This window comes from bacterium (assembly GCA_016702305.1).
Taxonomy (GTDB): Bacteria; Electryoneota; RPQS01; order RPQS01; family RPQS01; genus JABWCQ01.
This window is the reverse complement of sequence record JADJEH010000001.1, coordinates 780,749-804,972: the sequence shown is the minus strand read 5'-3', so window position 1 is coordinate 804,972 and position 24,224 is coordinate 780,749. Positions and strand designations below refer to the sequence as shown.

Below are 24,224 nucleotides of genomic sequence, written 5' to 3'. Positions count from 1 at the left end.
CAACATGAGTACTCGAATAGATGGATCGGCCATCGGTGCCGCGTTACAGGAAACACTTAAGCTCCGCGTTGTGGACTTTCACGCACGTACGGGAGTCACACCCGGGCTTGCTGTTGTCCTGGTAGGCGACGACCCCGCATCGGCCGTGTACGTGAAATCGAAGGGCAAGGCCTGCGCTAAGCTTGGCATGTTCTCGGAAACCGTTGTGCTGCCTGCCGCAACCTCACGCAGCGAGCTTCTTGATACGATTGCCAGACTCAACGCTGACCAACGCTTTCACGGCATTCTCGTCCAACTTCCATTGCCGAAGCACTTGGACAGCGATGAAGTTATTGACGCCATAGATCCCGCCAAGGATGTGGACGGATTGCATCCGGTCAATGCCGGGCTATTGGCACTTGGTCGCCCTCGCTTTGTGCCATGCACTCCGGCCGGTATAGTCGAGCTGCTGCGATCCACTGGAGTTCAAACGTCGGGCAAGCACGCGGTGGTCTTGGGTCGTTCGAATCTTGTCGGCAGACCGATCGCGACGCTGTTGTCGTCGAAGGGCGAATTCGGTGATGCAACCGTTACTATATGTCACTCGCGCAGCCGGAATCTCGCCAAGATCACGAGCGGCGCGGACATATTGATCGTCGCCATCGGCCAGCCGCACTTCGTTACCGCGGACATGGTGAAACAAGGCGCGGTCGTGATTGACGTCGGCATTCATCGCCGCCCGGACAGCGCTGGAGGCGGTCTGTGCGGCGATGTGCAATTCGAGCAAGTCGCGACAGTCGCGGGTGCAATTACACCGGTTCCCGGCGGCGTCGGCCCGATGACGATTGCTTTGCTGATGAGTAATACACTGAAGGCGGCCGAGCTGCGGCACGCCACAGCGTTCACTCATGCTGGCTAATCAGTCGGTCTATTTGCTTGGAATCGGCGGCATTGCCATGGCGAACGTGGCAATCCTCTTGCGGCAGGCAGGCTTCGAGGTGAGCGGTTCAGACCAAAGCATCTACGAACCGGCGGCCTCGCTGCTTCGTCGCGCGGACATCGCGGCCGCGACGCCATATTCAACAGCAAATCTGCCTACGGACGGCCGGACGACGGTTATCGTTGGAAACGTCCATTCGCGCGGTCACATCGAAGTCGAAGAAGCGTTGAATCGCAATTTGCCGCTTGAGTCGTTTCCCGCGTTCTTGCGGCGGACCGTTATGGCTGGCAAGCGCCGCATCGTGATCGCTGGAACACACGGCAAGAGCACGACCACGGCGTGTATGACGCACCTCCTGCACGACGCAGGTCGCGATCCTTCGTATCTGATTGGCGCCGATCCGCTCGACCTGCCGTTTGGAGGCGGCTGCGGATCTGGCCGTGAGTTTGTCATTGAAGGCGATGAGTACGATAGTGCGTTCTTCGACAAACGATCAAAGTTCCTCGACTACTTCCCGCACATCCTGTTGTTAGGCCGTGTCGAGCATGATCACCTCGACATCTTTCCAACGCTTGAGGACATGCTGCTTTCGTATCGCCGCCTTGTTGCCCAACTTCCGGCGGCGGGTACATTGGTGGTCGCCGCCGATAGTCCGCACGCGCTGGCGCTGGCAGCAGCGTCGCCCTGCCCGGTGATCAAAGTCTCCGCAGACGAAAATTCGGATTATATCCTGCGTGGCCGCGACCTTCAGCTTCCACGCGGCGACCTAGTGAAGGACTTTTCGCCAGGCGTTTTAGGCGATCACAATCGCCTAAATGTCGCCATGTCCATCGCCGGAGCCATCGCACTGGGCGTGGAGACATCCTTGGTACTTGCAGCCGCCCAGTCCTATCGCGGTATTAAACGCCGGTTGGAGCTGTTATATCGCTCCGATACGCTCCTCGTCTACGACGACTTTGCTCATCACCCGACAGCCATTGCTGCGGCGCTACACGCCGTTCGTGAGACGTATCCAGGCCATCATCTCATCGCTGTGTTTGAGCCGCGCTCCAACACAGCCGTCAGAAACAAGTATCAGGACGATTTTCGCGCGGCCCTCGCCCATGCCGATGAAGTCATACTCGGCAGCGTACATCGTCGGGAAAAAATTCCGCTTGCGGAAGTCGTGGACACGTTACGAATGTGTGCCGAGCTTACGTCGTGCGGCGTCCCGGCCGTGGATTGCTCAAACGAGGAATTGGCATCCTGTCTGCTGGCGCGGAACATCGCCTTGCCAACGGTGGTACTCTTCATGAGTAACGGCGCTTTTGGCGGCGCTTCGACGAGATTCGTAGCCGGTCTGCAATCACAACACTCAATCACGGCGTAACGCCGTGGGGACGGATGGGGCACTGGTGGCTCCCGCGGTCTTCAAAACCGTTTGCGTCCATGTAACACATGGATGGCTGGGTTCGATTCCCAGACGTTCCCGCAAAGTATGAAACAAGCAATCGCCATTCGCCTTCTTACCAGCAGCATCGCGGCACTCTATGTCGCGCTTCAGCTGTTGGTCGCCTTTCCGATTGCCCACGTTCATCACAACGACCACGCACACCACTGCAATTGCGCTCACAGTTTCGGCCACTTCCATGCCGCTGAGTCCGATTGCAAAGATGCTTGCATCGCCTGTCAGATTCTTGCACTGTCCGTTCTGCCGGCGGCTCCGCCGGACGATATTCAAGTTGCTGAACGACACGCATGCAGGCCGACTGAAAGTTTTTCGCCGGGAGAATCCCGGACAGAACCGACTGCCCGTGCGCCTCCGCAAGGGAAACAAAACACTCTCTGAATAAGAATGGGCGTCATAATTGTGACGCCATAGTGTTGTTTCCTTTAGCACTGGAGAATAATATGCTTTGCACTCGCTCGCGCAGAAATCTGATCTGCGCTCTATTTGCTGCTTGTCTTTTTATCTGGTCCGGTTGCAGTGACTCCGAGGATAACCCGGCAGGATCTGACGATGATCACGCCGAGGCCTTCGGCACGGCCCTCATCGTCGGCACCGACACGCTCGTTGTCGTGAATGGCAATTTCGTCACCGGATCGCTTACTGTCATGTTGCCCGACACTCTGGGCCCGATTCAAGTCTGGTTTCTGGATGAAACCGGCGCGTGGTTTCGGCCGGAAGCTCACGATCACGTTCCGCTTGCGGCGACCGAGGAAGAAGTCGTTGAGCTGGACGTTCGCGTCGAACACCCCGCAGTCGCCACCGTGCGGTTGGGGCATGAAGATGGTGAGGAATTTGAATGGGCTTTCTATTTGAATTCTGTCGCCCCGGACACCACGACCTTGCGCATTGCGCTGTTGCACGAAGGTCATGACGACTATGTGTCACCGCGCATTCCGGTAGCCGTCACTGCGGCAAGGTGACCCGCTCACACACGATGTTGTTTCGACTTGCAGGAGTCGCGCTAACGGCGCTCCTGCAAGTCGGGGCGGCGCATGCGGCCTTGCTCGCGGGGCACGTTCGGGATGCGGTGACACACGAAGGGATCGGCTTTTGTGAAGTGTCAATCGCCGCGCTCAATCGAGGTGTTGTGGCCCACGCCGACGGCGAATACCACGTACCGCATCTGCCGATCGGCGAGCATCTCGTAAGATTCAGCCGTATCGGTTACCGCACGCTCGAACGGCGTATCACGGTCGCGGCCGACGACTCCACGCTCTTCGATGTTGATCTCGCACCCGATGACGTGCAGATTGGCGATGTGGATATCCTCGCCAATTCCTTTGACCTGAAGTCGGATCGAACGGTTGTCACGGGTCGGAATCTGCAAGAGCAGTTAGCGACGACTGTCGCCGGATCACTCGCTCGGCAATCCGGCTTCGGAGTTCGATCCATGGGCCCGGCCCCGGCGCGCCCGGTGTCCCGCGGATTGGGCGGACCCCGTTTAACGGTTCTTGAGGATGGACAGGCCACCGGAGATCTCTCCGCATCGTCAAGTGATCATGCCGTGGCCATTGACCCCTTGCTCGCGCAGTCGCTCGACATCGTGCGGGGACCTGCTGCGTATCACTATGGATCGAGCGTGCTCGGCGGAGTAGTCAACGTCGAACGCAATGCTCTGTTGCGAGTGGAGCCGCATCGAGCCTCCGTGCAAGCACAATTGCAAGGCGAAGCGGCGACGGCCGGCGCAGGCGGATCACTCGCGGTGTCCGTACCGATCCGACGCCTGGTGTTTCATGGCGACGGCGCGTTGCGGCGCGCTGGGGACATGCGCTCGGCAAAAGGCGTACTCGCCAACACCCAGTCTTCGTCGGGAACAGGATCCGTTGGGTTGAGTTGGATTGATCGCTGGGGCCATGCTGGTGTGGCATACACTCTGTACGAAACTGACTACGGTTTGCCCGGTGGCTTCCTCGGAGCACACCCGCAGGGTGTCTCGGTCTATCTTGCTCGCCAAGCGTTGCAGTCGCGACTGGCATGGCACGTTCCGTCAGGCGCTGTTCGTGATCTTGAGTTTGAATATTCGTTCACACGCGTACATCAGCAAGAGTTCGAATCGAGCGGCGCTGTTGGTGTTGAATTCGGCCTGCTGACCGATCAGGTCCGTCTCGATGCTCACCTGCATCCCGTGCTCGGCCTGCACGACGCCCGGATTTCCTGCGGCGGATCTTTACGCGACTACGAGACGGCCGCCTTCAGTTTCACTCCGGATAGTCGCGAGACCGAGTTCTTTACGACGATCAGTGCGTCACGCCATGAACATATCGGGGAGTTGACCGCCGCCTTGCGCAGTGACTGGGCAGCGGTTTCACCCGATGCTCGCGACACCAGCCGCGTCATCGGTATCATCAACCGGCGCGACTTCTCGGGATTGAGCGGGGCTCTGCGCATACAACGGCCACTTAGCAAGTCATTCGCCGCTGCGTTTCAACTGTCTCGCGTCTATCGAACACCGCAGATCGAGGAACTCTTCAGCGAGGGGCCGCATCTTGCGGCCTACTCATTTGAGGTCGGCAATCCAAAGCTCGCCCACGAATCCGGTTGGGGCCTGGAAGCTCAGGGTCACTGGTCACGGGGACGGATTCAAGCGTCTTTCGCAGCTTTTGCCAACCGCTTTGAACAGTTCATCTATGCTGTCTCTACGGGCCGTCCGAGCGAATCTCGAAATGACCTTGAGCAGTATCAGTACCAGTCCGCTCAGGCCGCGATGTTCGGCAGTGAATTGACCGCACAAGTTGATCTTGGTTCCGGGGGCGATCTGTCTGGCCAGTTGTCGTATGTTGAGGGCCGCATTCTCGGACACGGACACCTGCCGGCGATACCGCCGTTGACAGCGAGTCTTGAATACTCCCGTGATGTCTTCGATTGGCGATTGGCACCGCGTTTGGTAGGAGCGCTGGCGCAACGTAACTTGGGAGACTTTGAGACTGCAACGGGAGCGTATCTGCGAGCGGACTTTGGAGTCTCGCGTTACTGGATGTTGCCGACCGGTCTCACGGTCCTGACTGTTCGGGCCGACAATCTGTTCGATACCGTCTATCTCAATCACCTTTCCCGCGTGAAGACTGTCGTTCCCGAGCCGGGCCGAAGCTTAACCTTGACCCTATCGGTCCAGTTTTAGGCGCGCTTGACATTCCCCAAGAACTTGCTTAGTTTTTCATATTCCGCGCTCGCGGCGCGGTAGTTCTAACCTTATTGATAGCGAGGAAATCATGACTGGCAACTCCGCCGTCGCTGCATGGGTCGCTGAGTGCGAAAAGCTGCTCAAGCCCGACAACGTGCATTGGTGCGACGGCTCCGAATCCGAGCGTAACAAGCTCACACAACTGCTTTTGGATCGTGGCGAATTTCAGCGTCTGAACGAAGCGAATTGGCCGAATTGTTTTCACTATCGTTCCGACCCGACGGACGTTGCGCGGACCGAGAAGGTGACCTACATTTGCTCGGAGAACGAGTCTGATGCCGGTCCTACCAACAACTATATGTCGCCCGCGCAGGCGCAAGCGGAGATTCTGCCTCGTTTCGCCGGAGCCATGAAGGGCCGCACCATGTATGTGATGCCCTATGTCATGGGACCGGTCGGCAGCCCCTACAGCAAAGTGGGCTATCAGTTGACGGATTCGGCCTATGTTGTCTTGAACATGTTCATCATGGCCCGCGTGGGCAAGCCCGCCGTGGATATGCTCGGCAACTCCACGGATTTCGTGAAGGGCATGCATTCCGTTGGCGAGCTCAAGGCCGAGACTCGCGCCATTTGCCACTTCCCGGAACGCAACGAAATCTGGTCATTCGGCTCGGGCTACGGCGGCAACGCCCTGCTTGGCAAGAAGTGCCACGCGCTGCGCATCGCCTCGGCTCAGGCTCGCCGCGAAGGTTGGCTGGCCGAGCATATGCTGATCCTTGGGTTAGAAAACCCTGAAGGCAAAGTGTACTACATCGCGGCCGCTTTCCCGTCGGCCTGCGGCAAGACCAATCTTGCCATGGTCATTCCGCCTAACGCGCTGAAGGGCTGGAAGACTTGGACGGTCGGCGACGACATCGCTTGGATGCGCTACGGTACAGACGGTCGGCTGTATGCGATCAATCCGGAAGCCGGTTTCTTCGGTGTTGCCCCGGGTACGTCTACCAAGACCAATCCCAATGCTCTCAAATCCGCATCGTCGAACGCGTTGTTCACCAACGTCGGCGTGGATGAAGACGGCAATGTATGGTGGGAGGGCCTGTCGTCACCGCCGCCCGCTAAGCTGACCGACTGGATGGGCCGCCCCTGGACGCCCGCGAGTCCGGATAAGGCCGCACACCCGAATTCCCGCTTCACGGCCCCGGCGAAACAGTGTCCGTCCATATCGCCGCATTGGGAAGATCCCCAAGGCGTGCCGATATCCGCGATCCTCTTTGGTGGTCGGCGCGCCAGTTTGGTGCCGGTCGTTACCGAGTCCCTGTCGTGGAATCACGGCGTCTTGATCGGTGCGACCATGGGCAGCGAAGCCACCGCCGCAGCGACGGATACCAAGGCTGGAACAATACGCCATGACCCCATGGCCATGCTGCCATTCTGTGGCTATCATATGGGAGACTACTTCCAGCATTGGATCGAAATGGGGAAGAAGGTCGCCAATCCGCCGAAAATCTACGGCGTCAACTGGTTCCGTCAGGACGAGAGCGGCAAGTTCCTCTGGCCCGGTTTCGGCGACAATGTTCGCATTCTCCAGTGGATTGTGGACCGCATCGAAGGGAAGGGTGGAGGTGTCCAGACCGAAATCGGTTTCATGCCCCGTCCATCTGACCTAAACACCGATGGTTTGAACGCTTCCGCCGATGACCTTGCGAAAGTACTTACCGTCGACAAAGCGGGCTGGAAACAGGAAGTGGCTGGTTCTCGCGAGTACTTCAAGATCTTCGGAAACCGCTTCCCGGCGGCCTTGGAAGAAGAGCTTGTCGCCCTCGAAAAGCGCGTTGGCTAATTCGCTCCGATGGCCGGCGCGGCCGTCGCGCTTAACTTCGGTGGCCCGCCGGACGGAGTTTGCAAGATAGACGGAAACATTGGCAAAGGGCCATCTGTTGAATACTCAGATGGCCCTTTTTTATCGCCGGAGGCAGAATGTTGCGTGTGATGTTATATATCCTTGTGGTGGGACTTTACGCCTTGCCGAGTCTGGCCTTGCCGCGCTTGATCGTCTTTCCGTTCCAGCCGGTTATGGATTCGACCTACAACCTCTGGGGAGATCAGGTAAAGGTCCTCGACTACCAGCTCGCCTTGCAGTCTTTCCTGATTTCCGACTTGACGCGCAGCACGGTAGTCGAAGTTGAAAAGTCCGACAAGCCGGTCAAATCGGTCGCGGAAGCGGTCGAGCTGGCTCGTGGTAGCGGTGCCGACTTTGCGGTGATGGGCACCTTTGCCGAGTTACCGACCACCATTCGGGCAGATGCCCAGCTTGTGGATGTGGCCTTGGGTGAAACTCCGCGCGGCTATCAGGCATCGTCAACCGCAGGCCGTTGGGAGGATTTGTCCGCCGTCGCCAGCGATCTGGCTGGCCAGTTGATCAGTTTCGCGGCGGGTTCCTCGACGATCCGGCGCGAATCCGTCAGCCGACTCGTCCTCGAAGGCGACCGGGCAGCCTTGGGCTATGATCCCGACGTTCGGCCACATCTTGTCATCGAAGTCAACTCACCAGCCCCAAAGATCACCCTGAGTGACGGGTCGCAAATGAAGCGCTGTTCCGTTCGTGACCGCTCGCTTGCCGAGGGCACGCAGAATACCCAAATCTGCTATGTCGCCGACGTGACATCAGGTGATTTGATCGTCAAGATTGATCAACGCGGATTCTACGGTCATGAGGAGACGTTAAGTCTGTCACCAAGCAAGGTATACAGATTTATGGTCAATCTCGAGAAAATGAATTTCCAAGCCACACCCGGCCGGTAAGGCATCCGGCAACGCCTGACCAGAGTCGTGTGGGCAACGTGACCCTATCCGGTCTGTAGCAGGAGCCAGGTAACCCGGCTCCCGGAAAGGGGCGCAGCAAAATTCCCGCACGCAAAGCACCAAATCCACAGCAAATCCAGCCAAGCCCAACCGCCAACCGTCGTGGGAACAGCAGTAGTTGCGAAGCACAACCCAAAAAGACCGTCGTAGGGCGAAGCTAATCCCGACCACGACCGTTTTTCAAAGCACAGCCAAATGACAAAAGTCGTGCGAAGCACAGCCAAATGACAAAAGTTGTGCGAAGCACACCCAAAAAGACCGCCTGTTGTGCAAAGCACACCCACCACCAATATTATGTGCGATTTAGCACATAATATTACTTATGTGACTTTTGCTTTCGTCGAAAGGCCGGGTTTTCCCGGCCTTCTTCGTCCCCGCCGGAATCCCGTTCACCCCTTCACCACCAAATTCACAATCTTGCCCGGCACAATAATGACCTTGGCCAATTCCTTGCCCGCCAGATGAGCTTGTACCTTCTCGAGGCTCATAGCCATCTGTTCGAGTTGCTCCTTGTTCGCACCAGCCGGGGCCTCAAACGTCTCGCGTAGCTTGCCATTGACTTGGACCGCGATCGTGACAGTGTCCGCCTTGGCCTTGTCAGCGTCATGCTGGGGCCAGGCTGCGTCAAAGACGCTCGTCTCGTGTCCGAACTGGTGCCAGAGTTCTTCAGCCAAATGCGGCGCGGACGGCGCGATCAACTTGACAAGCGTCTCGATCACTTCGACCTTCCCCGGGCTCGACTTGACGTCCTTCAGGTCCGAACCCACCCAACCATAAATGGCATTGGTGAGCTCCATCAACCGTGCCAACTGCGTGTTGAACCCGAACGCTTCCAGGTCGTGCCCGACCGCTTGAATCGTCTGGTGCAGCTTTCGCTCAACATCTCGCGGCACGGACTCTTGACCGGACTCACTTGAGGCCGACACCGCCATCCCCAATCTCCACACCCGCGCGATAAACCGCTCGATTCCCGAAATCCCGCCCTCGCTCCAGTCCCCGCCCTGCGTGTAGTCCCCCGAGAACATCAGATAGCAGCGCAGCACATCCGAGCCGACTCGCTCAAGCACAGGCTCCGGTGCAACCGTATTGCCCTTGGATTTGGACATGCGCTCGCCTTTGTTCAGGATGATGCCCTGATGAATCAGCCGCGAGAACGGCTCTTCGTACGGGAACCAACCTTCATCCTTGGCAACTTTTCCGAAGAACCGGCTATAGATGAGATGCCCCATCGCATGCTCCGGCCCGCCGACATAGGTATGCACGGGGAACAGCTCTTTCAAGTGTTCCTTATCAAATGGTGCGGTCTCGAGCCTCGCGTCAGGATATCGCAAATAGTACCACGACGAGCACACGAAGGTATCCATCGTGTCCGGATCGCGTTCGGCCGCTCCGCCGCACTTCGGGCACGTGGTCTTGATGAACGACTCGACGCTCGCCAGCGGGGACTTGCCCTTCGGTTTGTACTCCTTCACATCCTCAGGCAGCAGCACGGGCAGCTGCTCTTCCGGCACCGGCACCGTACCGCACGTCGCGCAATGCACCATCGGAATCGGCGCACCCCAATAGCGCTGACGCGATACCGTCCAGTCGCGCAAATGCCACGTCACCGTCGGCTTGCCCGTACCGAGTGACTCGAGCTTCCTCCCCACCGCTCGAATCCCGTCTTCCGAAGTCATCCCCGAGAATTCTCCCGAGTCAAACATCACACCATACTCAGTGAATGCGCCTTCTGATCCCCCTCCGTTCACGGGGGGGTTAGGGGGGGCCTTCCGGATGACTTCCTTTATCGGCAGCGAATACGTCTGCGCAAACGCAAAGTCCCGTGTATCATGCGCCGGCACTGCCATCACGGCGCCCGTGCCGTAACTCCCAATCACATAATCCGCCACCCACACTGGCACGCGTTCATTCGTCAGCGGATGAATCGCATGCGCCCCCGTGAATACCCCGGTCTTGGGCCGGTCCTCCATCTGCCGATCCACCTCGGAAAGGTTCAACGACTTGGCGATGTACTCCTCCACCGCCCCCTTCTGCTCCGCCGAGGTGATCTCGCGCACCAACGGATGCTCCGGCGCCAGCACCACATAAGTCACACCGAACAGCGTATCCGCCCGCGTCGTAAAAACTCTGATTTCACTTTGACTTCTGACTTCAGACTTCAGACTTACGGAAAACACAATTTCAGTCCCCTCCGACTTCCCGATCCAATAGCGCTGCATGGCCTTCGTCTTCTCGGGCCAGTCAATCGTATCCAGCCCGTCGAGCAGACGCTGATTGTAATCGGAAATCCGGAAGAACCACTGCCGCATTTTGCGCCGTTCAACCGGCGTGTCGCAGCGCTCGCACAGATTGTCGCTCGTGACCTGCTCATTGGCCAGCACGGTCTGACAATTCGGGCACCAGTTGACCAGCGCGTCCTTCTGATAGGCTAAGCCGCGCTTGTACATCAGCAGGAAGAACCACTGCGTCCACTTGTAATAGTCCGGCGACGACGTGACGACTTCATAGTCCCAATCGTACATCGCGCCGATGCGCTTTAGCTGTTCGCGCATGACACGGATATTATTCGCCGTGGACTGCGCCGGATGAATGCCGGTTTTGATGGCGTAGTTCTCCGCGGGCAAGCCAAACGAATCGAATCCCATCGGCTCGAACACTTCGTAGCCCTGCATGCGTTTGAACCGCGCATAACTGTCCGTCGGCGCATAGCAATACCAGTGCCCCATGTGCAGCTTATCCCCCGAGGGATAGCTGAACATCGTCAGCACATAGTGCTTCGGCTTACCCGAGTTCCAATTGAATTTATACGTACCCCGCTCTGCCCACCAAGTCTGCCACTTGGCCTCAATGTCAGCAAACGGGTACTGTTGTTCGGAGATGTGTTTGGGGGGGATGGTCATGTTTTATTTGCGACAAAGTAAGCTAAGTCCTCTGAACCCGTATAGCAAAACAGGGTTTATGAGGTCACGCGATGCAATCCCTACATTCTTCAGGAACTCCTCGCCAATAATCGAAAACGTAAAAGTCTCCGTATCCCAAAAATCATCCCTGCTTACGTGGATGGTCAAGCCAATTCTCTCGATGTTCCGTAGAAAGAACCGAAAATTCTCAAGTTCTTCTATTCCAGAGAGCCATAGCTTTGTACTTAGATCGTCACTAAAATCATCTTCAGAGGTGGTATTTTCTTGGTAGAGACACGAAATATTACCTGTCTGAATCGTTATCGTACCCACAGTCCCCCAAATCGCAGGCATAATATAACACTCTGACCTTCGCCTTTTGAACGGGAACCATGCCAACCAACAGGCTAAGAAATTGAGCGTCCTTGGCTGGCATTTTTGACGAAGAATTGGTGGCACGTGAATATTCTCTCTTCTGAAGACTTCCCTCCGCACATCTTGCTAACAACTCGGCCCAATGACGCTGAAGCACTTCGCTCGATGTCCTACCCGCTTCATCCAAAACGGCGAATAATAGGTCTTGGCTTAGGGGGTTGGGCATCTCACCTGTCTTGAGCAGAATTTCCTCAGCTTGCTCAATAACCCGAAGTTGATTTTCAAGTCTTCGAACTTCAAACTCACCACGTGCCCTAACTAGTTCTGCACGTGCCTCACCCGTCGCAGCCAGCACAGGCAACCAACGCGCCTTGGCAAGTTCGACTACGCCACCAACAGCGACCTTAATACCAAATGGATCGTCAGGGATTTTCATGTTGAAGACTACTCCAGTCTATAGGTATCGTCGTAGATTTCTCGAAGAAGCTTCCCATTGTAATTCCAATATAGGGCCGGCGGCAAATCATAGTCTGCATTCGACAACTGCCGTGTTGCGGCTGTTAAAGAGAGTTCTTGGCCACCGAGTCGTACTCGCTTCTCCGTTGTAACCGTAACGGAAGCTTCCCCTTGAGTGAAATGAAGTGTTGATCCAATGGGAATTCCCATCTCCAGGAAGTTCATGTTTGGCCTGCGCCTTCTGAGCTGTTGGCCAGCGGCGATCGACTCAGCATCAATTTCATTTTCCGCTTGCCTCGCGACTACCGCTTGTTCACCCCGATGAAACAGCCGTAATATCGCAATTGCCTGTTCTGGGTCAATTCGGAAGAATTCCCGTCTAGGATTAACTCTATATGGTGCAAATGCTGTATGAAGGGCAGATTCAACATCAGAAGAATTGTCCACACTCGCGGTAAACTCGATGTCGAAGGGTACAGGTACACCTGTTTGATACAGTTGTGCGACTCGAGTACTGACATCGTCCTGAGACGTCTGTCCGATCTTTACCATACCGGGCATGGCGGGATTTGTCAAGACGTAGACGTACTGTGCCAAGATTCTATCTCTTTCAGACTGATTCGAAAAAAATGTACAACGATCGGACGACCCATCGTTCACTCAGCATTCTTACCAAAACCGAAAAGTTTATCGGCAATGGCCGCCTTCTCTCTTTTTCCCTACCGGGAACCCAACCCCTTGCCCAAGCGTTCAATACTCAAACACCCTCCGCCAACCCCCTCGCACCCCGCATCACAAGCCAAAACCCAACCCCCTGTTTCCCAACAACTCCCGTTCCGACAATTGTTAGCGTTTTTCCAATAAACAACTTCTTAGGAAATCCGCAATCTCCCCCACCACATCCCCCAAACATTCCCGCTGCGGCGCATGCCCCACCCCCGCAAACATCACCGCCCGCGCCTCGTCCCCACCCCATTCACAATTGCCTTCACCTGTTCCACCGGGCCGTATTCATCCAACTCCCCCTGCATCACCAACACGGGACACTGAATGCGCGGCAAGTACTCCAGCAGATTCCACTCACGATGCGACGGATTCAACCACGTCTCATGCCACACCGCATAGAGCCGCTCCGCCTTATCCCCATGATACCTGCGCAACCGCTCAACCAATCGAGTCTCATCCGCCGTCGCCACTGTGTTGCGCACGCCATCAATCGTGACCTCCTCAAGCATCACATGCGCCGCAATTGCCACAACGGTGTGCACGCGCTCAGGAAACAACGCCGCCGCAACCAACGCTACCGAACCGCCGTCACTGTGACCCACCAACACCGCGCGCCGCACACCGAGCCGATCCAATACCTCCGGCAACCGCCGCGCGTCCTCTTCCAAGTAGGCGCTCGTGCGCAACTCATCAGACAACGGCGACGACAGCCCATGCCCCCGCCGGTCAAACATCACGACATCCAATCCCGTCGCCTCAAACAGCGCCTGCGGAAACTCCCTCCACGTCGCCATAGACCCCAACGCATCATGCAACAGGACAATCGCCGGGTCACTCAACGACTCGCCATGCAGCAGCAGCTCCGCCGCCAGCGAATGATCGCCAAAATCAAGCGTCAACCGCACGCCGCTTTTTCAGCCATTCCTGCACAATGTGAATCGCCATGGGCAGCACGGAGATCCCGATAATCGCAAAGATCACCAGCGAGAAATTCTGCTTCACGAACGGAATGTTCCCGAAGAAATAACCCGCCATGACGCACGTCGAAATCCACAGCAGCGTCCCGCCAATACTAAACGTCAGAAAGCGCGCGTAATTCATCTTGCCAATCCCCGCGACAAACGGCGCGAACGTGCGGAAGATCGGCATGAACCGCGCGATGACAATCGTCTTGCCGCCGTGCTTGTCGTAGAACGCGTGCGTCTTGTCAATGTACTCGCGTTTGACCCACCTTGAATTCATCCCGTACACTTTCGGTCCGACAAATCGCCCGATCCAGTAATTCGTCGAGTCACCCAGTATCGGCGCGACGTACAACACACTAAGCAGCACCGTCAAGTCAAGCGACCCCAAAGCCGCAAAAGCACCCGCCGCGAACAGCAGACTGTCCCCCGGCAGAAACGGCGTGACCACCAACCCCGTCTCGCAGAAGATAATCGCAAACAAGATGAGATAGGTGAGCGTCCCATATTCGGTAATCACCTGCCCCAAATGGACGTCAAGGTGCAGAAATACGTCAATGATGGTAGAGAGAAATTCCAAGAACCACCTATCGTTTGTTGAGAGCCGGTTTGCGCAGCTTGCGCCGACTCATGAACTGAATGAAAAGCCCAATCACCGTCGGCGTCACGGTCAAAATGCCGACCAGCAGAATCGCCAGCGCAAAATTCTCACGCACCCACGGAATCGAACCGAAGAAATACCCGCCCATCACGAACACTGTAACCCATATCATCGTGCCGATGACGCTCGCCAGGACAAAACGGGTATAGTTCATCTGCGAAATGCCTGCGACGAACGGCACAAACGTGCGGAATGTCGGAACGAAGCGTGAGGCCATGACGGCCTTCATGCCGTGCCGGCGATAGAATCCCGATGCCTTTCGAATGTACGCCGGCCGAATGATCTTCGCCCACTTGACCAGCACGCCGTGTCCGATCTTTCGCGCAATCCAATAGTTGCACGAGTCTCCAAGAACAGCCGCCAAATGAATGCCGATGACAAGCCGCACGATCTCGAGGTGTCCAGCCCCCGCGAATGTACCCGCGGCAAAGAGCAGCGAATCGCCGGGCAAAAAGGCCGCAACGACGAGTCCCGTCTCCGCGAACACGGTCGCGAACACGATCCAGTACGTCCAATTGCCGTACTGCTGAACCAGCAGCTCGAGCCGCGAGTCCAAGTTACGGATCGTGTCCGCTAAGTGAGATAAGAATTCCATGAGTTCCGCGCAAAAAAAAGCCGCCTGAAACAGGGCGGCTTTTTATCGTAGTCGGGGCGACAGGATTTGAACCTGCGACCCCTTGGTCCCGAACCAAGTGCGCTACCGGACTGCGCTACGCCCCGACATATATTGTCTTGGATCCGCTCCCGGATCACTGAATCCCTCGCGCCCGATCAGCGGCACAAAAGAAACAACTCCCATCTCTTGCATCTGAAGTTCGCCGCCGATTTTGTCGGCCACGACCAGAACTTGTTCACGTCCCGCGCCCATCGGGAATATCATTCGCCCACCTTCCTTAAGCTGATTGCTCAAAGTTTTCGGCAAATGCGGGGCAGACGCAGTGATCAAGATTTTGTCAAACGGAGCTTGTTCCGACCAACCGATCGTCCCATCTCCGTGCTTTACCAGTACATTTGTGGCAGCCGCCGCTTCGAGTTTCGCGCGAGCCGATTTGGCCAGACCGAAGTGGCGCTCAATGGTGAACACCTTGCCTGCGAGCCGCGCGAGAATTGCCGCCTGATAGCCCGAACCAGTGCCGATCTCGAGGATTTTGTCCGTCGGCTCGACTCCGAGCAACTCGGTCATCCGCGCAACGATAAACGGCTGACTTATCGTTTGTCCGTTTTCAATCGGAAGCGGCGTATCTTCGTAGGCTCGGCTCTGAAACGCCTCGTCCACAAACTCATGGCGTTTGACCTGCCGCATCGCCTCCAACACCCGTTCGTCGCTAACTCCTCGGCGCTGAAGCTGCGTGAGCACCATCTCGTCTCTGGATAATTTATAATTTCTCATATACTTACCACAGTGACGCCGGTCAAATCCGCAAGACCCGTCAGAATTGACAGAACTTGAATATACGACTTGCTGACCGGAAAGTCAAGCGTACAAAAACCCAACAGTTACAGAACCTGCGCGACCGCGAACTTCAGGTACTCCGTTTCGGGCATTGCCGCCAACACCGGATGGTCCGGCGCCTGCGTCCCAAAGGCCACAAATCGAACTCGGCGACGACTCTTGAAGGCCGCCTCTTCCAAAGCGGCGCGCCAATTCACGCGTGAGATCAACCCCGAGCAACTCGAGGTCAACAACAGACCACCCGGCTTCACCCACTTCATGGCACGCGCATTCAGATCACGGTATGCACGCAGCGCGATCGTGGCCTTGCTGCGACTCTTCGCCAACGCGGGCGGATCCAGACTCACAACATCGTATTGTTCGCCCTCTCCCTTAAGCCACTCAAAAATGTCTGCTTTGACAAAGTCCGCCCGCTCGCTGAAACCGTTGGCCTGTGCCGCCGAGTGCGAGATGCCCAAAGCACGATCCGACCCGTCCACGAATGTAACGTGCTCCGCGCCGCCGCGCAGAGCATACAGCCCGAAAGCACCGGAGTAGCAGAACAAGTCAAGCATGCGCTCGCCACCGCGCAATAACGATTGCATCAGTTTGCGGTTCAAGCGCTGATCGAGAAAATACCCGGTCTTCTGACCTTTGACGGGGTCCGCCAGCAACGTGAGCCCATCCTGCTCAAACTCGAAGAGCTCATCAAGCGCGCCTTGCACCACTGCTCGTTCTGCAGGCAATCCCTCCAACGCTCGCATTGACGAGTCATTGGCAGAGACGATGAGATCGGGAGCCAACCGGTCGGCGATCCACTCGATCAAGAATGAGGCGAGGCGTTCACTGCCGGCGGTCAACGTCTGATAAACAACCAACTCGCCGAAACGATCCACGATTATTCCCGGCAGGAAGTCAGCCTCACTGAAGACGAGCCTGCATACGCGGTCATCACCCCACACCCGCAAGCGCAAAGCCCGCGCGGCGTCAAGCCGTTGGAAGACGAAGTCGCTATCTATGCGAACATCGTTTGGCGAGAATATGCGCACAGCGATCAGACTGTGCGGATTCACGGTACCAACTCCGTAGAACCTGCCGCGGCTGTCTTCGATGCGCACGAATTCGCCGGAGTCGCATTCCTGAAACCCGTCCTGCAGCTCATTGGAGAAGATCCACAGATGTCCGCCGAACACGCGCGTTTCTGCGCCGCGTTTGATCAGTAATGTCCGGTACACGATTAGAACAAAGACGTCTGTTTCAAACTTCCACCTTCATCTACGAGGGTAATCAGATCATTGTTCAACGGAACAAGCAAAGCGCGCAGGTCTTCGACCGCCGTGTCCGCGGCCATCCAGCGGATACAGTCCTCGGGTTTCAGAATTACGGGCATGCGATCATGGATCGGCGCCATCACGTCATTCGCCGTTGTCGTCAGCATCACGCAGCTCTCAACCAGATTGTCGCCGTCTTTCCAGGAGTCCCACAGCCCCGCGAAAAGAAACTCCTCCTGCACGGGGCGAAATGTCAAGCGCTGTTTTGTACCCTTGATCCACTCGTAAAACTCATCGCCCGGCATGATGCAACGCCGCATGCGAAACGACTCGGCAAACGACTTCAATTCGTCCACGGTCTCGCTGCGCGCATTCGTAAGCGGTCTTTCGGGCATTTGCCGTGACCATGCGGGAATCAGCCCCCAGCGCATGCTAATCTGTTCGGGGCCGCGATCCCCACTTCGAATCACCGGCACGACGTCCGTGGGCCGCACGACTTTGCGCGGCTTATCATAATCAAGGTTGCGCGGGATACCGAGCAGGTCGTGCACGAATGCACTGCGCGAGTATCCGATCGTTCCGTACGCGTTACACATGCGTGCTCCTTAACAAAACACACGGGCGCGTACCCGTGTGTCCAATTGGTCGGGGCGACAGGATTTGAACCTGCGACCCCCACACCCCCAGTGTGGTGCGCTACCGGGCTGCGCCACGCCCCGACATATCCATCAACGCGAGTATCTCGCGCAATTCCCGTTTCACCTCGGCCAGCACATCGCCCGGCTCAATGGTCTTAGGGGTTTCATCGTCCAATCCGAGCTCCAACTGCTTGCGCGCGCCGGCGATGGTGAACTTCTTGTTGTGCAGCAAATCCTGAATCCGCGCGAGCAATGCGATGTCATGTTCGGTGTACAATCTGTTTCCCCCTCTCCCCTTCTTGGGGTGAAGCTGCGGAAACTCACTTTCCCAATATCTCAACACGTGCGGTGGCACTCCCGTCGCATCAGCCGCCTCGCCGATCGAGTAGTACAGCTTGCGCAATTGCGGCACCCGCGCGTCACGTTTCTCGAATACGGTACTCATCACACGCAAAACGTAACGAAATCATCGGACATATTCAACTCTTCTCAGCGACCCGTACTGCCGAATCCACCGGATCCGCGCGCGCTGTCGGGCAGGGTCGGGACCTCGAGCCATTCGACCCGCATCACCGGGGCGACGATCAACTGCGCAATTCGTTCGCCGCGTTCGAGTCTCACAGCCTCACGGCTGGCATTCATGATCAACACCATGATCTCGCCGCGGTAGTCCGAGTCAATCGTCCCTGGTGCATTTGGCAAAACGCATCCGGTACGCCGCGCGAATCCCGAACGCAACCGCACCTGACCCTCATAGCCGACCGGTATCGCAATTTGGAAACCCGTTGGGACCAGCGCTCGTTCACCGGGCGACAACATCATGTTGTTGGCCGCAACACACAAGTCCATCCCCGCCGCGCCCTCGGAAGCGTACGCCGGAAGTGGTGTGGGGGCGTGCGGCAATCGCGTAATCTCGACAGTCAAGGTCACTGCTTCTTGCCATTCGGTTCGAGCAGCGACGTCACCAAATTCGACGGATCAAACAGCTTGACGGCAATCGCTTGCACCTTCTTCGGCGTCACGGCATCAATCTTTTCGCTGATCTCATCCAGGGGTACATAGCGGCCCGAGTAGATCTCCATCCGCGCCAGCCGCATCATGCGGCTCGACGTATTCTCTAACCCGAGCATCAATCCACCCTTGAATTGAATCTTGATCTCCTCAAGTTCCGCTTTTGTCAGCGGGCGGTCCTGGAGGTCCTTCAGCTCAACTATAACCATCTCACGCGCCCGCTCGACCCGCGCCTTGTCAGTGGCCAGATAGACGCCGAAGTAGCCGGTATCGGACAGCGAGTCCGCATAGGAATACACAGCATACGCGATGCCGTGTTTCTCACGAATATTCTGAAACAACCGTGACGACATGCCGCCGCCTAACACCGTATTCAGCATGGACAGCGGTATCCTGTCCTTGGAGCCGTACGAAATGCCCCGGCCTCCGATGAGCATATGCGCCTGTTGAATCGGACGACTTTTGCGCTCGAACCCGGGCACCAGCGGCTTGATCGTCTGCGCCTGCTGCGCCTTCTTCTTGCCCTTCTGGTTGAGCTTCTGCGCAATCAGCTTTTCAAGTTTGCCGTGCTGAATATTTCCAGCCGCAGCCACGACGATCCGATGCGGTGCGTAATGCTCCGTCATGAACTCACGGATGTTCTCGCGCGAGAATGACGAGACATTCTTCGGCGAACCCAAGATCGGCCGCGCAATCGGATGATCGCCGAAGACCTGTTCTACGAACTGCTCGTGAACGACATCATCGGGCATATCTTCGTGATCCCGGATTTCGTCCAGAATCACTTGCTTCTCTTTCTCCATCTCGGCCGGATCATAGACCGAGTTTTGCAGAATGTCGCACAGGATATCTACCGCTGTTGGGAGCTGTTCATCCAGCACATGAACATAGAAGCAGGTCAACTCTTTGCCTGTGAAGGCATTGATGTGCCCGCCGCCGCGTTCAATCGTCTTGGCGATGTCCATGGCCGAGCGTGTGGCCGTTCCTTTGAATGCCATATGCTCGATGAAATGCGAGATTCCGTTCAGGAGCGCCGATTCGTGACGCGAACCGACTTGCACCCAGATGCCCAGCGCAGCGGAGCGCACGCTGGGAATCTTCTCTGTAACCAACCGGATGCCGTTCGGCAATACGGTTTTATGATACATCAATGCCTTGGCCACTTAGCAGCCCCTTGTCGCGACAGGATTATTCCTCATCCTCGACCTTTTCGCTGCGGGGCTTACGGTCGCCGCGATGCTTGTCACGTCCTGGACCGCCGCCGGGACCGCCGGGGCCACTGCGCCGTTCGCGATGTTCGCGTGGTTCTTCAGCAGGCATGCCTTCCGGACGCGGCAACAGCGCCTTGCGCGACAGATCCAGTTTGCCTTCCGGCGTGATCTTGACCAGCTTGACGTTCACGGGGTCGCCGACGTTCAAATGATCGGAGACCTTGACCACGCGGTGATGTTCGATTTCGCTGATGTGCAGAAGACCTTCGCGGCCCGGCAGAATCTCAACGAACGCACCAAAATCAGTGACCTTCGTTACCCGGCCATCGTAGACCTTGCCGACTTCCGGATTCTCCGTCATGCCGCGCAGGATGTCCAGTGCCTTCTCAACTTCTTCAGAACTCGGACCCGAAACGCAGATACGTCCGGTATCTTCGATGTCAATCTGCGCGCCACTGCGAGCGATAATATCGCGGATCGTGCGGCCGCCAGGTCCAATGATCAGGCCGATCTTATCGGGATCCACCGTGACAAAGGCAATGCGCGGTGCAAACGGCGAAATCATCGGACGCGGCACGGCAATCGCCTCGCGCATCTTGCCCAGGATATGAGCGATACCGGCGCGAGCCTGTAGAATCGCGGTGCGCATCAATTCAATCGAAACGCCGGCCATTTTGATGTCCATCTGACAGGCCGTGATACCTTCTTCGTTGCCCGTCACCTTAAAGTCCATGTCACCCAGATGATCTTCGTCACCGAGGATATCGGACAAGATGGCCACCTTGCCGTCTTCTTCAATCAAGCCCATGGCGATACCCGCGACCGGGGCCTTGATGGGCACGCCGCCGGCCATCAGTGACAGACATCCTGCACAGACCGTCGCCATGGACGAGCTGCCGTTGGATTCGAGCACTTCGGATACGACACGCACGGTGTAGGGGAAATCATCCCAAGACGGCAGCACCGGCTGAATTGCGCGCCACGCCAGATTGCCGTGACCGACTTCACGCCGCGACTGTCCGAGGAACTTACGCACTTCACCGACACTGAATGGCGGGAAGTTATAGTGCAGCATGTACGGTTTGAAATAGACGCCGTCGAGGCCATCCACCTTCTGCTCGTCGAACTTCGCGCCGAGGGTTATCGCACCGAGCGCTTGCGTCTGACCGCGCGTAAAGAGGGCGCTGCCGTGGACACGCGGCAGGACGTCTATATCGCACGTGATCGGGCGTATGTCCGTATGTCCGCGTCCGTCAAGGCGCACCTTATCGTGCACGACTTGCTTGCGCACAAGCAGGTCGAAGCGCGCATTGATCCACGACTTGATATCGCCGTCAGCTTCCGGGAATTCTTCTTCAAGCGCCGCCGCAGCTTCCTTAACGATTGCCTTCATGGCGGTCTTGCGCGCCTGCTTCTCGGTGATCTTCAACAGACCCGCGACATGCTTATCGTAGTCGCGCACGAGACGCTCGTCGAGCGCCTTGTTGCCCTCGGCGGGAACAAAATTGAATTTGGGTTTGCCAACCTTGGCGACCAGAGCCTGCTGCAAAGCGACAATGCGCTTGATCTCAGCGTGAGCGAGCTCAATTGCTCCCAGGAACGTGTCTTCGTCCACCAGGCGCGCCAAGCCTTCGATCATCATGATGGACTCGGCGGTGCCGGAGACCACGACGTCGAAGGACGACTCTTCAAGCTGCTTAAACGTCGGGTTGACGACATATTCACCGTCCACGTAACCCATGCGCACTGAGCCGACCGGCCCATTAAACGGGACTTCTGAAATCGCCAGCGCCGCCGAGGCGGCGATGGTGCCCAGTACGTCCGGATCATGCTCGCTGTCTGATGAGAAGACATTGATCATGATCTGAACTTCTTTGTTGAATCCATCAGGAAACAGCGGGCGCAACGGACGATCCGTCAAACGCGCCGACAGCGTTTCCTTCTCCGACGGTCGGCCTTCCCGCTTGAAAAACCCGCCGGGGATGCGGCCCACGGAGTAGAGCTTTTCGCGGTAGTCCACGGTCAGCGGCATGAAGTCAAAATCCGTGTCTGCATCGAGATTCGCGCAGACCGTAGCCAGCACAGTCGTATCGCCATACGTCAACCAGATCGAACCTTGGGCCTGCTTGGCCATGCGACCGGTTTCGAGCGTAAGTTGCAAACCGCCTAATTCAAGTGTTTCTTGCGTCATGTTTTCCTCTTTTCTCCTTCTCCTGCTTCTTTCTCACTCTTCGAAACACCGATTAGCCGCGTAGGCCAAGCTGCTTCACGAGTTCGCGATAGCGATTAACGTCTTTCTTGTTCAAGTACTTCAACAACCGGCGGCGTTTACCGACCAGCAGCAGAAGGCCACGGCGCGAGTGATTGTCCTTGCGGTTGGTCTTCAGGTGCTCTGTCAGGTAATTGATACGGTGCGTGAGCAGCGCGACTTGAACTTCCGGGCTGCCGGTGTCATTCTGCGTGCGGCCATACTGATCCATCAGTTGGCGGCGGGGATTCGTAGCTTCACTCATGATCGTCACGTGTGTTTTATTGTTGTTGTCTAAATGCTTGTTGTTGCTGCGAGGGTCGCGGACCGTCACCGTAGCCTTCCGCGCGCAAAATGTCGCGAATGTCGGCCAGATCCTGCCGCATTTGATCCGACAGGGCCGCTTCACCGCTGAACTTGATTTCGCCGCGCAGTCGTTTGACGAACTTCAAGGTCAGCACGGCGCCGTAGAGGTCACGGTCAAAATCCAGGATGTGGGCTTCCACACTATGCCGTTGACCACCGAACGTCGGATTGAACCCAATCGAAACCGCCGCGGGATAGTCCGTCCCGTCAACGATGGCGAACGCGGCATAGATTCCGTCGCGCGGGATCAGTTTGCCGCTGGCGAACTCCTCGAGATTTGCGGTCGGGCATCCCATTCGCCGACCACGTCCGAAACCGCGGACAACCCTGCCGCTCAGAGTGTAGGGCCGTCCCAGCATCGCATTGGCGGACGGCAATTCGCCTTCCATCAGCATTCGGCGAATGGTCGTAGACGACACCGTTTGTCCGTCCACGCTTACGGGCGGCAGAATCTCAACTCCGAAGTTGAGTTCACGCCCCATTGTAATCAGGCTCTCGCGGTCGCCCGATCGGTCCTTGCCGAATGAATGATTATATCCGGCCACAATACGATTCGCCTGCCATGCGCGCAAGACATACTGCTCGATGAACTCACGCGCGGACAGTCTACGAATGGTCTCGTCGAAGGACAGCACCAACAAGTGCTCGACGCCTAACGTCCGCAGGGTGTCATGTTTCTCGGCGCTACTCTGCAGCAGAGAAATCGGTCGGATCCCGCCGTCCACGAGTGAACGCGGATGCGGGTCAAACGTGACGACAATCGGCGCTTCACCGTGTTGCGCGGCAAGCTCTTTCAGGCGGTTAAGTATCACCTGATGGCCCACATGCAATCCATCCAGACTGCCGACCGTGACGGCGGAGCGCTTCCCCTGCAGTACATCCTGCGCAAGACGGTCGCGATGAATGATCATCAGGAACGGTTCCCCCGGAACTCAGGTATGGCAAGTGCCGCGCTGAGCGTCCAGGCGTCGCGCACTTCGATCGGTCCGACAGCAGTACGGCGCAAGGCCGCCAGAGTACCGCCGCAGCCGAGCCGCTCACCCAAGTCACGCGCAATTGAGCGGACATAAGTCCCCTTGCTGCAGCGCATCTCAAATGTGACAAACGGCTTGTTCATTTCGACGATATCAAGGGAATGCACGTGTACCGGTCGTTCCGGCAACTCAACCGCGCGCCCGGCGCGGGCCAACTTGTAGCTGCGTTTGCCGCCGATTCGAATGGCGGAAACAGCCGGCGGTCTCTGCGCAATTTCACCAACGAAAGACCGCAATTCGGATTCGATCAGCCGTTCATTCCATTGCACATCGTGCTCAGCGATGACCTCGCCGTCTAAATCGTCGCTGTCGGTAACGACGCCGAGTTTTGCGACCGCGCGGTACGTCTTCCCGAGCTCCATGAACTCATCGGCGCGAGTTGTTGCGTCACCGCACAGAATAATCAGCAGGCCGGTTGCCGCCGGGTCCAACGTTCCGGCATGCCCGACCTTTTTCCATTTCAAACCGCCGCGCAGCTTGGCGACTACATCAAAGGACGTCCACCCAACCGGCTTGTCAATCGGCAAAATGAGTTCGTTCAA

General features: G+C 57.1%; 22 protein-coding genes and 3 tRNA genes. 7 read left to right on the top strand and 18 right to left on the bottom strand.

Features of this window, described 5'->3' with window-relative positions; genetic code table 11:
- The first annotated feature begins 4 nt into the window (after window positions 1-4).
- The 7 genes from folD to IPH10_03355 all read left to right on the top strand — a co-directional run bounded on the left by folD (window position 5) and on the right by IPH10_03355 (window position 8,331).
- On the top strand, window positions 5-898 hold the full coding sequence (gene folD / locus IPH10_03385) for a bifunctional methylenetetrahydrofolate dehydrogenase/methenyltetrahydrofolate cyclohydrolase FolD (GenBank protein MBK6909962.1): 894 nt from the start codon (window positions 5-7) through the stop codon (window positions 896-898).
- Window positions 888-2,288 (top strand): hypothetical protein, encoded by a 1,401-nt coding sequence (locus tag IPH10_03380; protein MBK6909961.1) that lies wholly within the window; start codon window positions 888-890, stop codon window positions 2,286-2,288. Before folD ends, IPH10_03380 begins: the two co-directional genes overlap by 11 nt.
- 6 nt (window positions 2,289-2,294) lie before the next feature.
- Window positions 2,295-2,390, top strand: a tRNA-Sec gene (locus IPH10_03375).
- A gap of 419 nt (window positions 2,391-2,809) precedes the next feature.
- Complete coding sequence (locus IPH10_03370; protein MBK6909960.1) at window positions 2,810-3,328, top strand: hypothetical protein; 519 nt, start codon at window positions 2,810-2,812, stop codon at window positions 3,326-3,328.
- Between the two features lie 14 nt (window positions 3,329-3,342).
- On the top strand, window positions 3,343-5,526 hold the full coding sequence (locus tag IPH10_03365) for a TonB-dependent receptor (protein MBK6909959.1): 2,184 nt from the start codon (window positions 3,343-3,345) through the stop codon (window positions 5,524-5,526).
- 91 nt (window positions 5,527-5,617) lie between these two features.
- Window positions 5,618-7,369, top strand: coding sequence for a phosphoenolpyruvate carboxykinase (GTP) (locus IPH10_03360; protein MBK6909958.1), 1,752 nt, complete (start codon window positions 5,618-5,620; stop codon window positions 7,367-7,369).
- A 149-nt stretch (window positions 7,370-7,518) separates the two neighbouring features.
- Window positions 7,519-8,331 (top strand): hypothetical protein, encoded by an 813-nt coding sequence (locus tag IPH10_03355; protein MBK6909957.1) that lies wholly within the window; start codon window positions 7,519-7,521, stop codon window positions 8,329-8,331.
- A 449-nt stretch (window positions 8,332-8,780) separates the two neighbouring features.
- Here IPH10_03355 and IPH10_03350 read toward each other — a convergent pair whose 3' ends face one another.
- The 18 genes from IPH10_03350 to truB all read right to left on the bottom strand — a co-directional run bounded on the left by IPH10_03350 (window position 8,781) and on the right by truB (window position 24,224).
- Window positions 8,781-11,291, bottom strand: coding sequence for a leucine--tRNA ligase (locus IPH10_03350; GenBank protein ID MBK6909956.1), 2,511 nt, complete (start codon window positions 11,289-11,291; stop codon window positions 8,781-8,783).
- Between the two features lie 304 nt (window positions 11,292-11,595).
- Window positions 11,596-12,102 (bottom strand): hypothetical protein, encoded by a 507-nt coding sequence (locus IPH10_03345; protein ID MBK6909955.1) that lies wholly within the window; start codon window positions 12,100-12,102, stop codon window positions 11,596-11,598.
- 8 nt (window positions 12,103-12,110) lie between these two features.
- A complete protein-coding gene (locus IPH10_03340) occupies window positions 12,111-12,683 on the bottom strand; it encodes a GIY-YIG nuclease family protein (GenBank protein ID MBK6909954.1) in 573 nt (190 codons plus the stop codon).
- A gap of 386 nt (window positions 12,684-13,069) precedes the next feature.
- Window positions 13,070-13,753 (bottom strand): alpha/beta fold hydrolase, encoded by a 684-nt coding sequence (locus IPH10_03335; GenBank protein ID MBK6909953.1) that lies wholly within the window; start codon window positions 13,751-13,753, stop codon window positions 13,070-13,072.
- Complete coding sequence (locus tag IPH10_03330) at window positions 13,737-14,390, bottom strand: DedA family protein (GenBank protein MBK6909952.1); 654 nt, start codon at window positions 14,388-14,390, stop codon at window positions 13,737-13,739. The genes IPH10_03335 and IPH10_03330 overlap by 17 nt, the downstream gene beginning before the upstream one ends.
- Before the next feature lie 7 nt (window positions 14,391-14,397).
- The gene (locus IPH10_03325) at window positions 14,398-15,066 is read right to left on the bottom strand and encodes a VTT domain-containing protein (protein ID MBK6909951.1); all 669 of its coding nucleotides are present in this window, start codon (window positions 15,064-15,066) and stop codon (window positions 14,398-14,400) included.
- A gap of 51 nt (window positions 15,067-15,117) precedes the next feature.
- Window positions 15,118-15,191: transfer RNA gene (locus IPH10_03320), tRNA-Pro, on the bottom strand.
- The gene (locus tag IPH10_03315) at window positions 15,169-15,861 is read right to left on the bottom strand and encodes a protein-L-isoaspartate(D-aspartate) O-methyltransferase (protein MBK6909950.1); all 693 of its coding nucleotides are present in this window, start codon (window positions 15,859-15,861) and stop codon (window positions 15,169-15,171) included. The genes IPH10_03320 and IPH10_03315 overlap by 23 nt, the downstream gene beginning before the upstream one ends.
- Window positions 15,862-15,968: 107 nt before the next feature.
- Window positions 15,969-17,138, bottom strand: coding sequence for a class I SAM-dependent rRNA methyltransferase (locus tag IPH10_03310; GenBank protein ID MBK6909949.1), 1,170 nt, complete (start codon window positions 17,136-17,138; stop codon window positions 15,969-15,971).
- A 2-nt stretch (window positions 17,139-17,140) separates the two neighbouring features.
- Window positions 17,141-17,770, bottom strand: a complete 630-nt coding sequence (locus IPH10_03305) for an SOS response-associated peptidase (protein ID MBK6909948.1) — start codon at window positions 17,768-17,770, stop codon at window positions 17,141-17,143.
- Between the two features lie 46 nt (window positions 17,771-17,816).
- Window positions 17,817-17,893, bottom strand: a tRNA-Pro gene (locus IPH10_03300).
- On the bottom strand, window positions 17,871-18,257 hold the full coding sequence (locus IPH10_03295; protein ID MBK6909947.1) for a MerR family transcriptional regulator: 387 nt from the start codon (window positions 18,255-18,257) through the stop codon (window positions 17,871-17,873). The genes IPH10_03300 and IPH10_03295 overlap by 23 nt, the downstream gene beginning before the upstream one ends.
- 44 nt (window positions 18,258-18,301) lie before the next feature.
- Window positions 18,302-18,742: a dUTP diphosphatase gene (gene dut / locus IPH10_03290; protein ID MBK6909946.1), complete on the bottom strand. Its 441-nt coding sequence runs from the start codon at window positions 18,740-18,742 to the stop codon at window positions 18,302-18,304.
- Window positions 18,739-19,971 (bottom strand): insulinase family protein, encoded by a 1,233-nt coding sequence (locus IPH10_03285; protein MBK6909945.1) that lies wholly within the window; start codon window positions 19,969-19,971, stop codon window positions 18,739-18,741. The genes dut and IPH10_03285 overlap by 4 nt, the downstream gene beginning before the upstream one ends.
- Window positions 19,972-20,011: 40 nt before the next feature.
- Window positions 20,012-22,225: a polyribonucleotide nucleotidyltransferase gene (locus IPH10_03280; GenBank protein ID MBK6909944.1), complete on the bottom strand. Its 2,214-nt coding sequence runs from the start codon at window positions 22,223-22,225 to the stop codon at window positions 20,012-20,014.
- Window positions 22,226-22,277: 52 nt separating this feature from the next.
- Complete coding sequence (gene rpsO / locus IPH10_03275) at window positions 22,278-22,547, bottom strand: 30S ribosomal protein S15 (protein ID MBK6909943.1); 270 nt, start codon at window positions 22,545-22,547, stop codon at window positions 22,278-22,280.
- 16 nt (window positions 22,548-22,563) lie between these two features.
- The gene (locus tag IPH10_03270; GenBank protein ID MBK6909942.1) at window positions 22,564-23,559 is read right to left on the bottom strand and encodes a bifunctional riboflavin kinase/FAD synthetase; all 996 of its coding nucleotides are present in this window, start codon (window positions 23,557-23,559) and stop codon (window positions 22,564-22,566) included.
- Window positions 23,559-24,224, bottom strand: a complete 666-nt coding sequence (gene truB / locus IPH10_03265) for a tRNA pseudouridine(55) synthase TruB (protein ID MBK6909941.1) — start codon at window positions 24,222-24,224, stop codon at window positions 23,559-23,561. The genes IPH10_03270 and truB overlap by 1 nt, the downstream gene beginning before the upstream one ends.

What these genes read in the sequence shown, in the direction of transcription:
- IPH10_03295 (MBK6909947.1), bottom strand. Translation starts at nt 18,257, where the DNA reads ATGAGTACCGTATTCGAGAAACGTGACGCGCGGGTGCCGCAATTGCGC.
- IPH10_03370 (MBK6909960.1), top strand. Translation starts at nt 2,810, where the DNA reads ATGCTTTGCACTCGCTCGCGCAGAAATCTGATCTGCGCTCTATTTGCT.
- IPH10_03355 (MBK6909957.1), top strand. Translation starts at nt 7,519, where the DNA reads ATGTTATATATCCTTGTGGTGGGACTTTACGCCTTGCCGAGTCTGGCC.
- IPH10_03345 (MBK6909955.1), bottom strand. Translation starts at nt 12,102, where the DNA reads ATGAAAATCCCTGACGATCCATTTGGTATTAAGGTCGCTGTTGGTGGC.
- IPH10_03270 (MBK6909942.1), bottom strand. Translation starts at nt 23,559, where the DNA reads ATGATCATTCATCGCGACCGTCTTGCGCAGGATGTACTGCAGGGGAAG.
- IPH10_03305 (MBK6909948.1), bottom strand. Translation starts at nt 17,770, where the DNA reads ATGTGTAACGCGTACGGAACGATCGGATACTCGCGCAGTGCATTCGTG.
- IPH10_03360 (MBK6909958.1), top strand. Translation starts at nt 5,618, where the DNA reads ATGACTGGCAACTCCGCCGTCGCTGCATGGGTCGCTGAGTGCGAAAAG.
- rpsO (MBK6909943.1), bottom strand. Translation starts at nt 22,547, where the DNA reads ATGAGTGAAGCTACGAATCCCCGCCGCCAACTGATGGATCAGTATGGC.
- folD (MBK6909962.1), top strand. Translation starts at nt 5, where the DNA reads ATGAGTACTCGAATAGATGGATCGGCCATCGGTGCCGCGTTACAGGAA.
- IPH10_03315 (MBK6909950.1), bottom strand. Translation starts at nt 15,861, where the DNA reads ATGAGAAATTATAAATTATCCAGAGACGAGATGGTGCTCACGCAGCTT.
- IPH10_03350 (MBK6909956.1), bottom strand. Translation starts at nt 11,291, where the DNA reads ATGACCATCCCCCCCAAACACATCTCCGAACAACAGTACCCGTTTGCT.
- IPH10_03340 (MBK6909954.1), bottom strand. Translation starts at nt 12,683, where the DNA reads ATGCCCGGTATGGTAAAGATCGGACAGACGTCTCAGGACGATGTCAGT.
- IPH10_03325 (MBK6909951.1), bottom strand. Translation starts at nt 15,066, where the DNA reads ATGGAATTCTTATCTCACTTAGCGGACACGATCCGTAACTTGGACTCG.
- IPH10_03380 (MBK6909961.1), top strand. Translation starts at nt 888, where the DNA reads ATGCTGGCTAATCAGTCGGTCTATTTGCTTGGAATCGGCGGCATTGCC.
- IPH10_03285 (MBK6909945.1), bottom strand. Translation starts at nt 19,971, where the DNA reads ATGTATCATAAAACCGTATTGCCGAACGGCATCCGGTTGGTTACAGAG.
- IPH10_03365 (MBK6909959.1), top strand. Translation starts at nt 3,343, where the DNA reads ATGTTGTTTCGACTTGCAGGAGTCGCGCTAACGGCGCTCCTGCAAGTC.
- IPH10_03280 (MBK6909944.1), bottom strand. Translation starts at nt 22,225, where the DNA reads ATGACGCAAGAAACACTTGAATTAGGCGGTTTGCAACTTACGCTCGAA.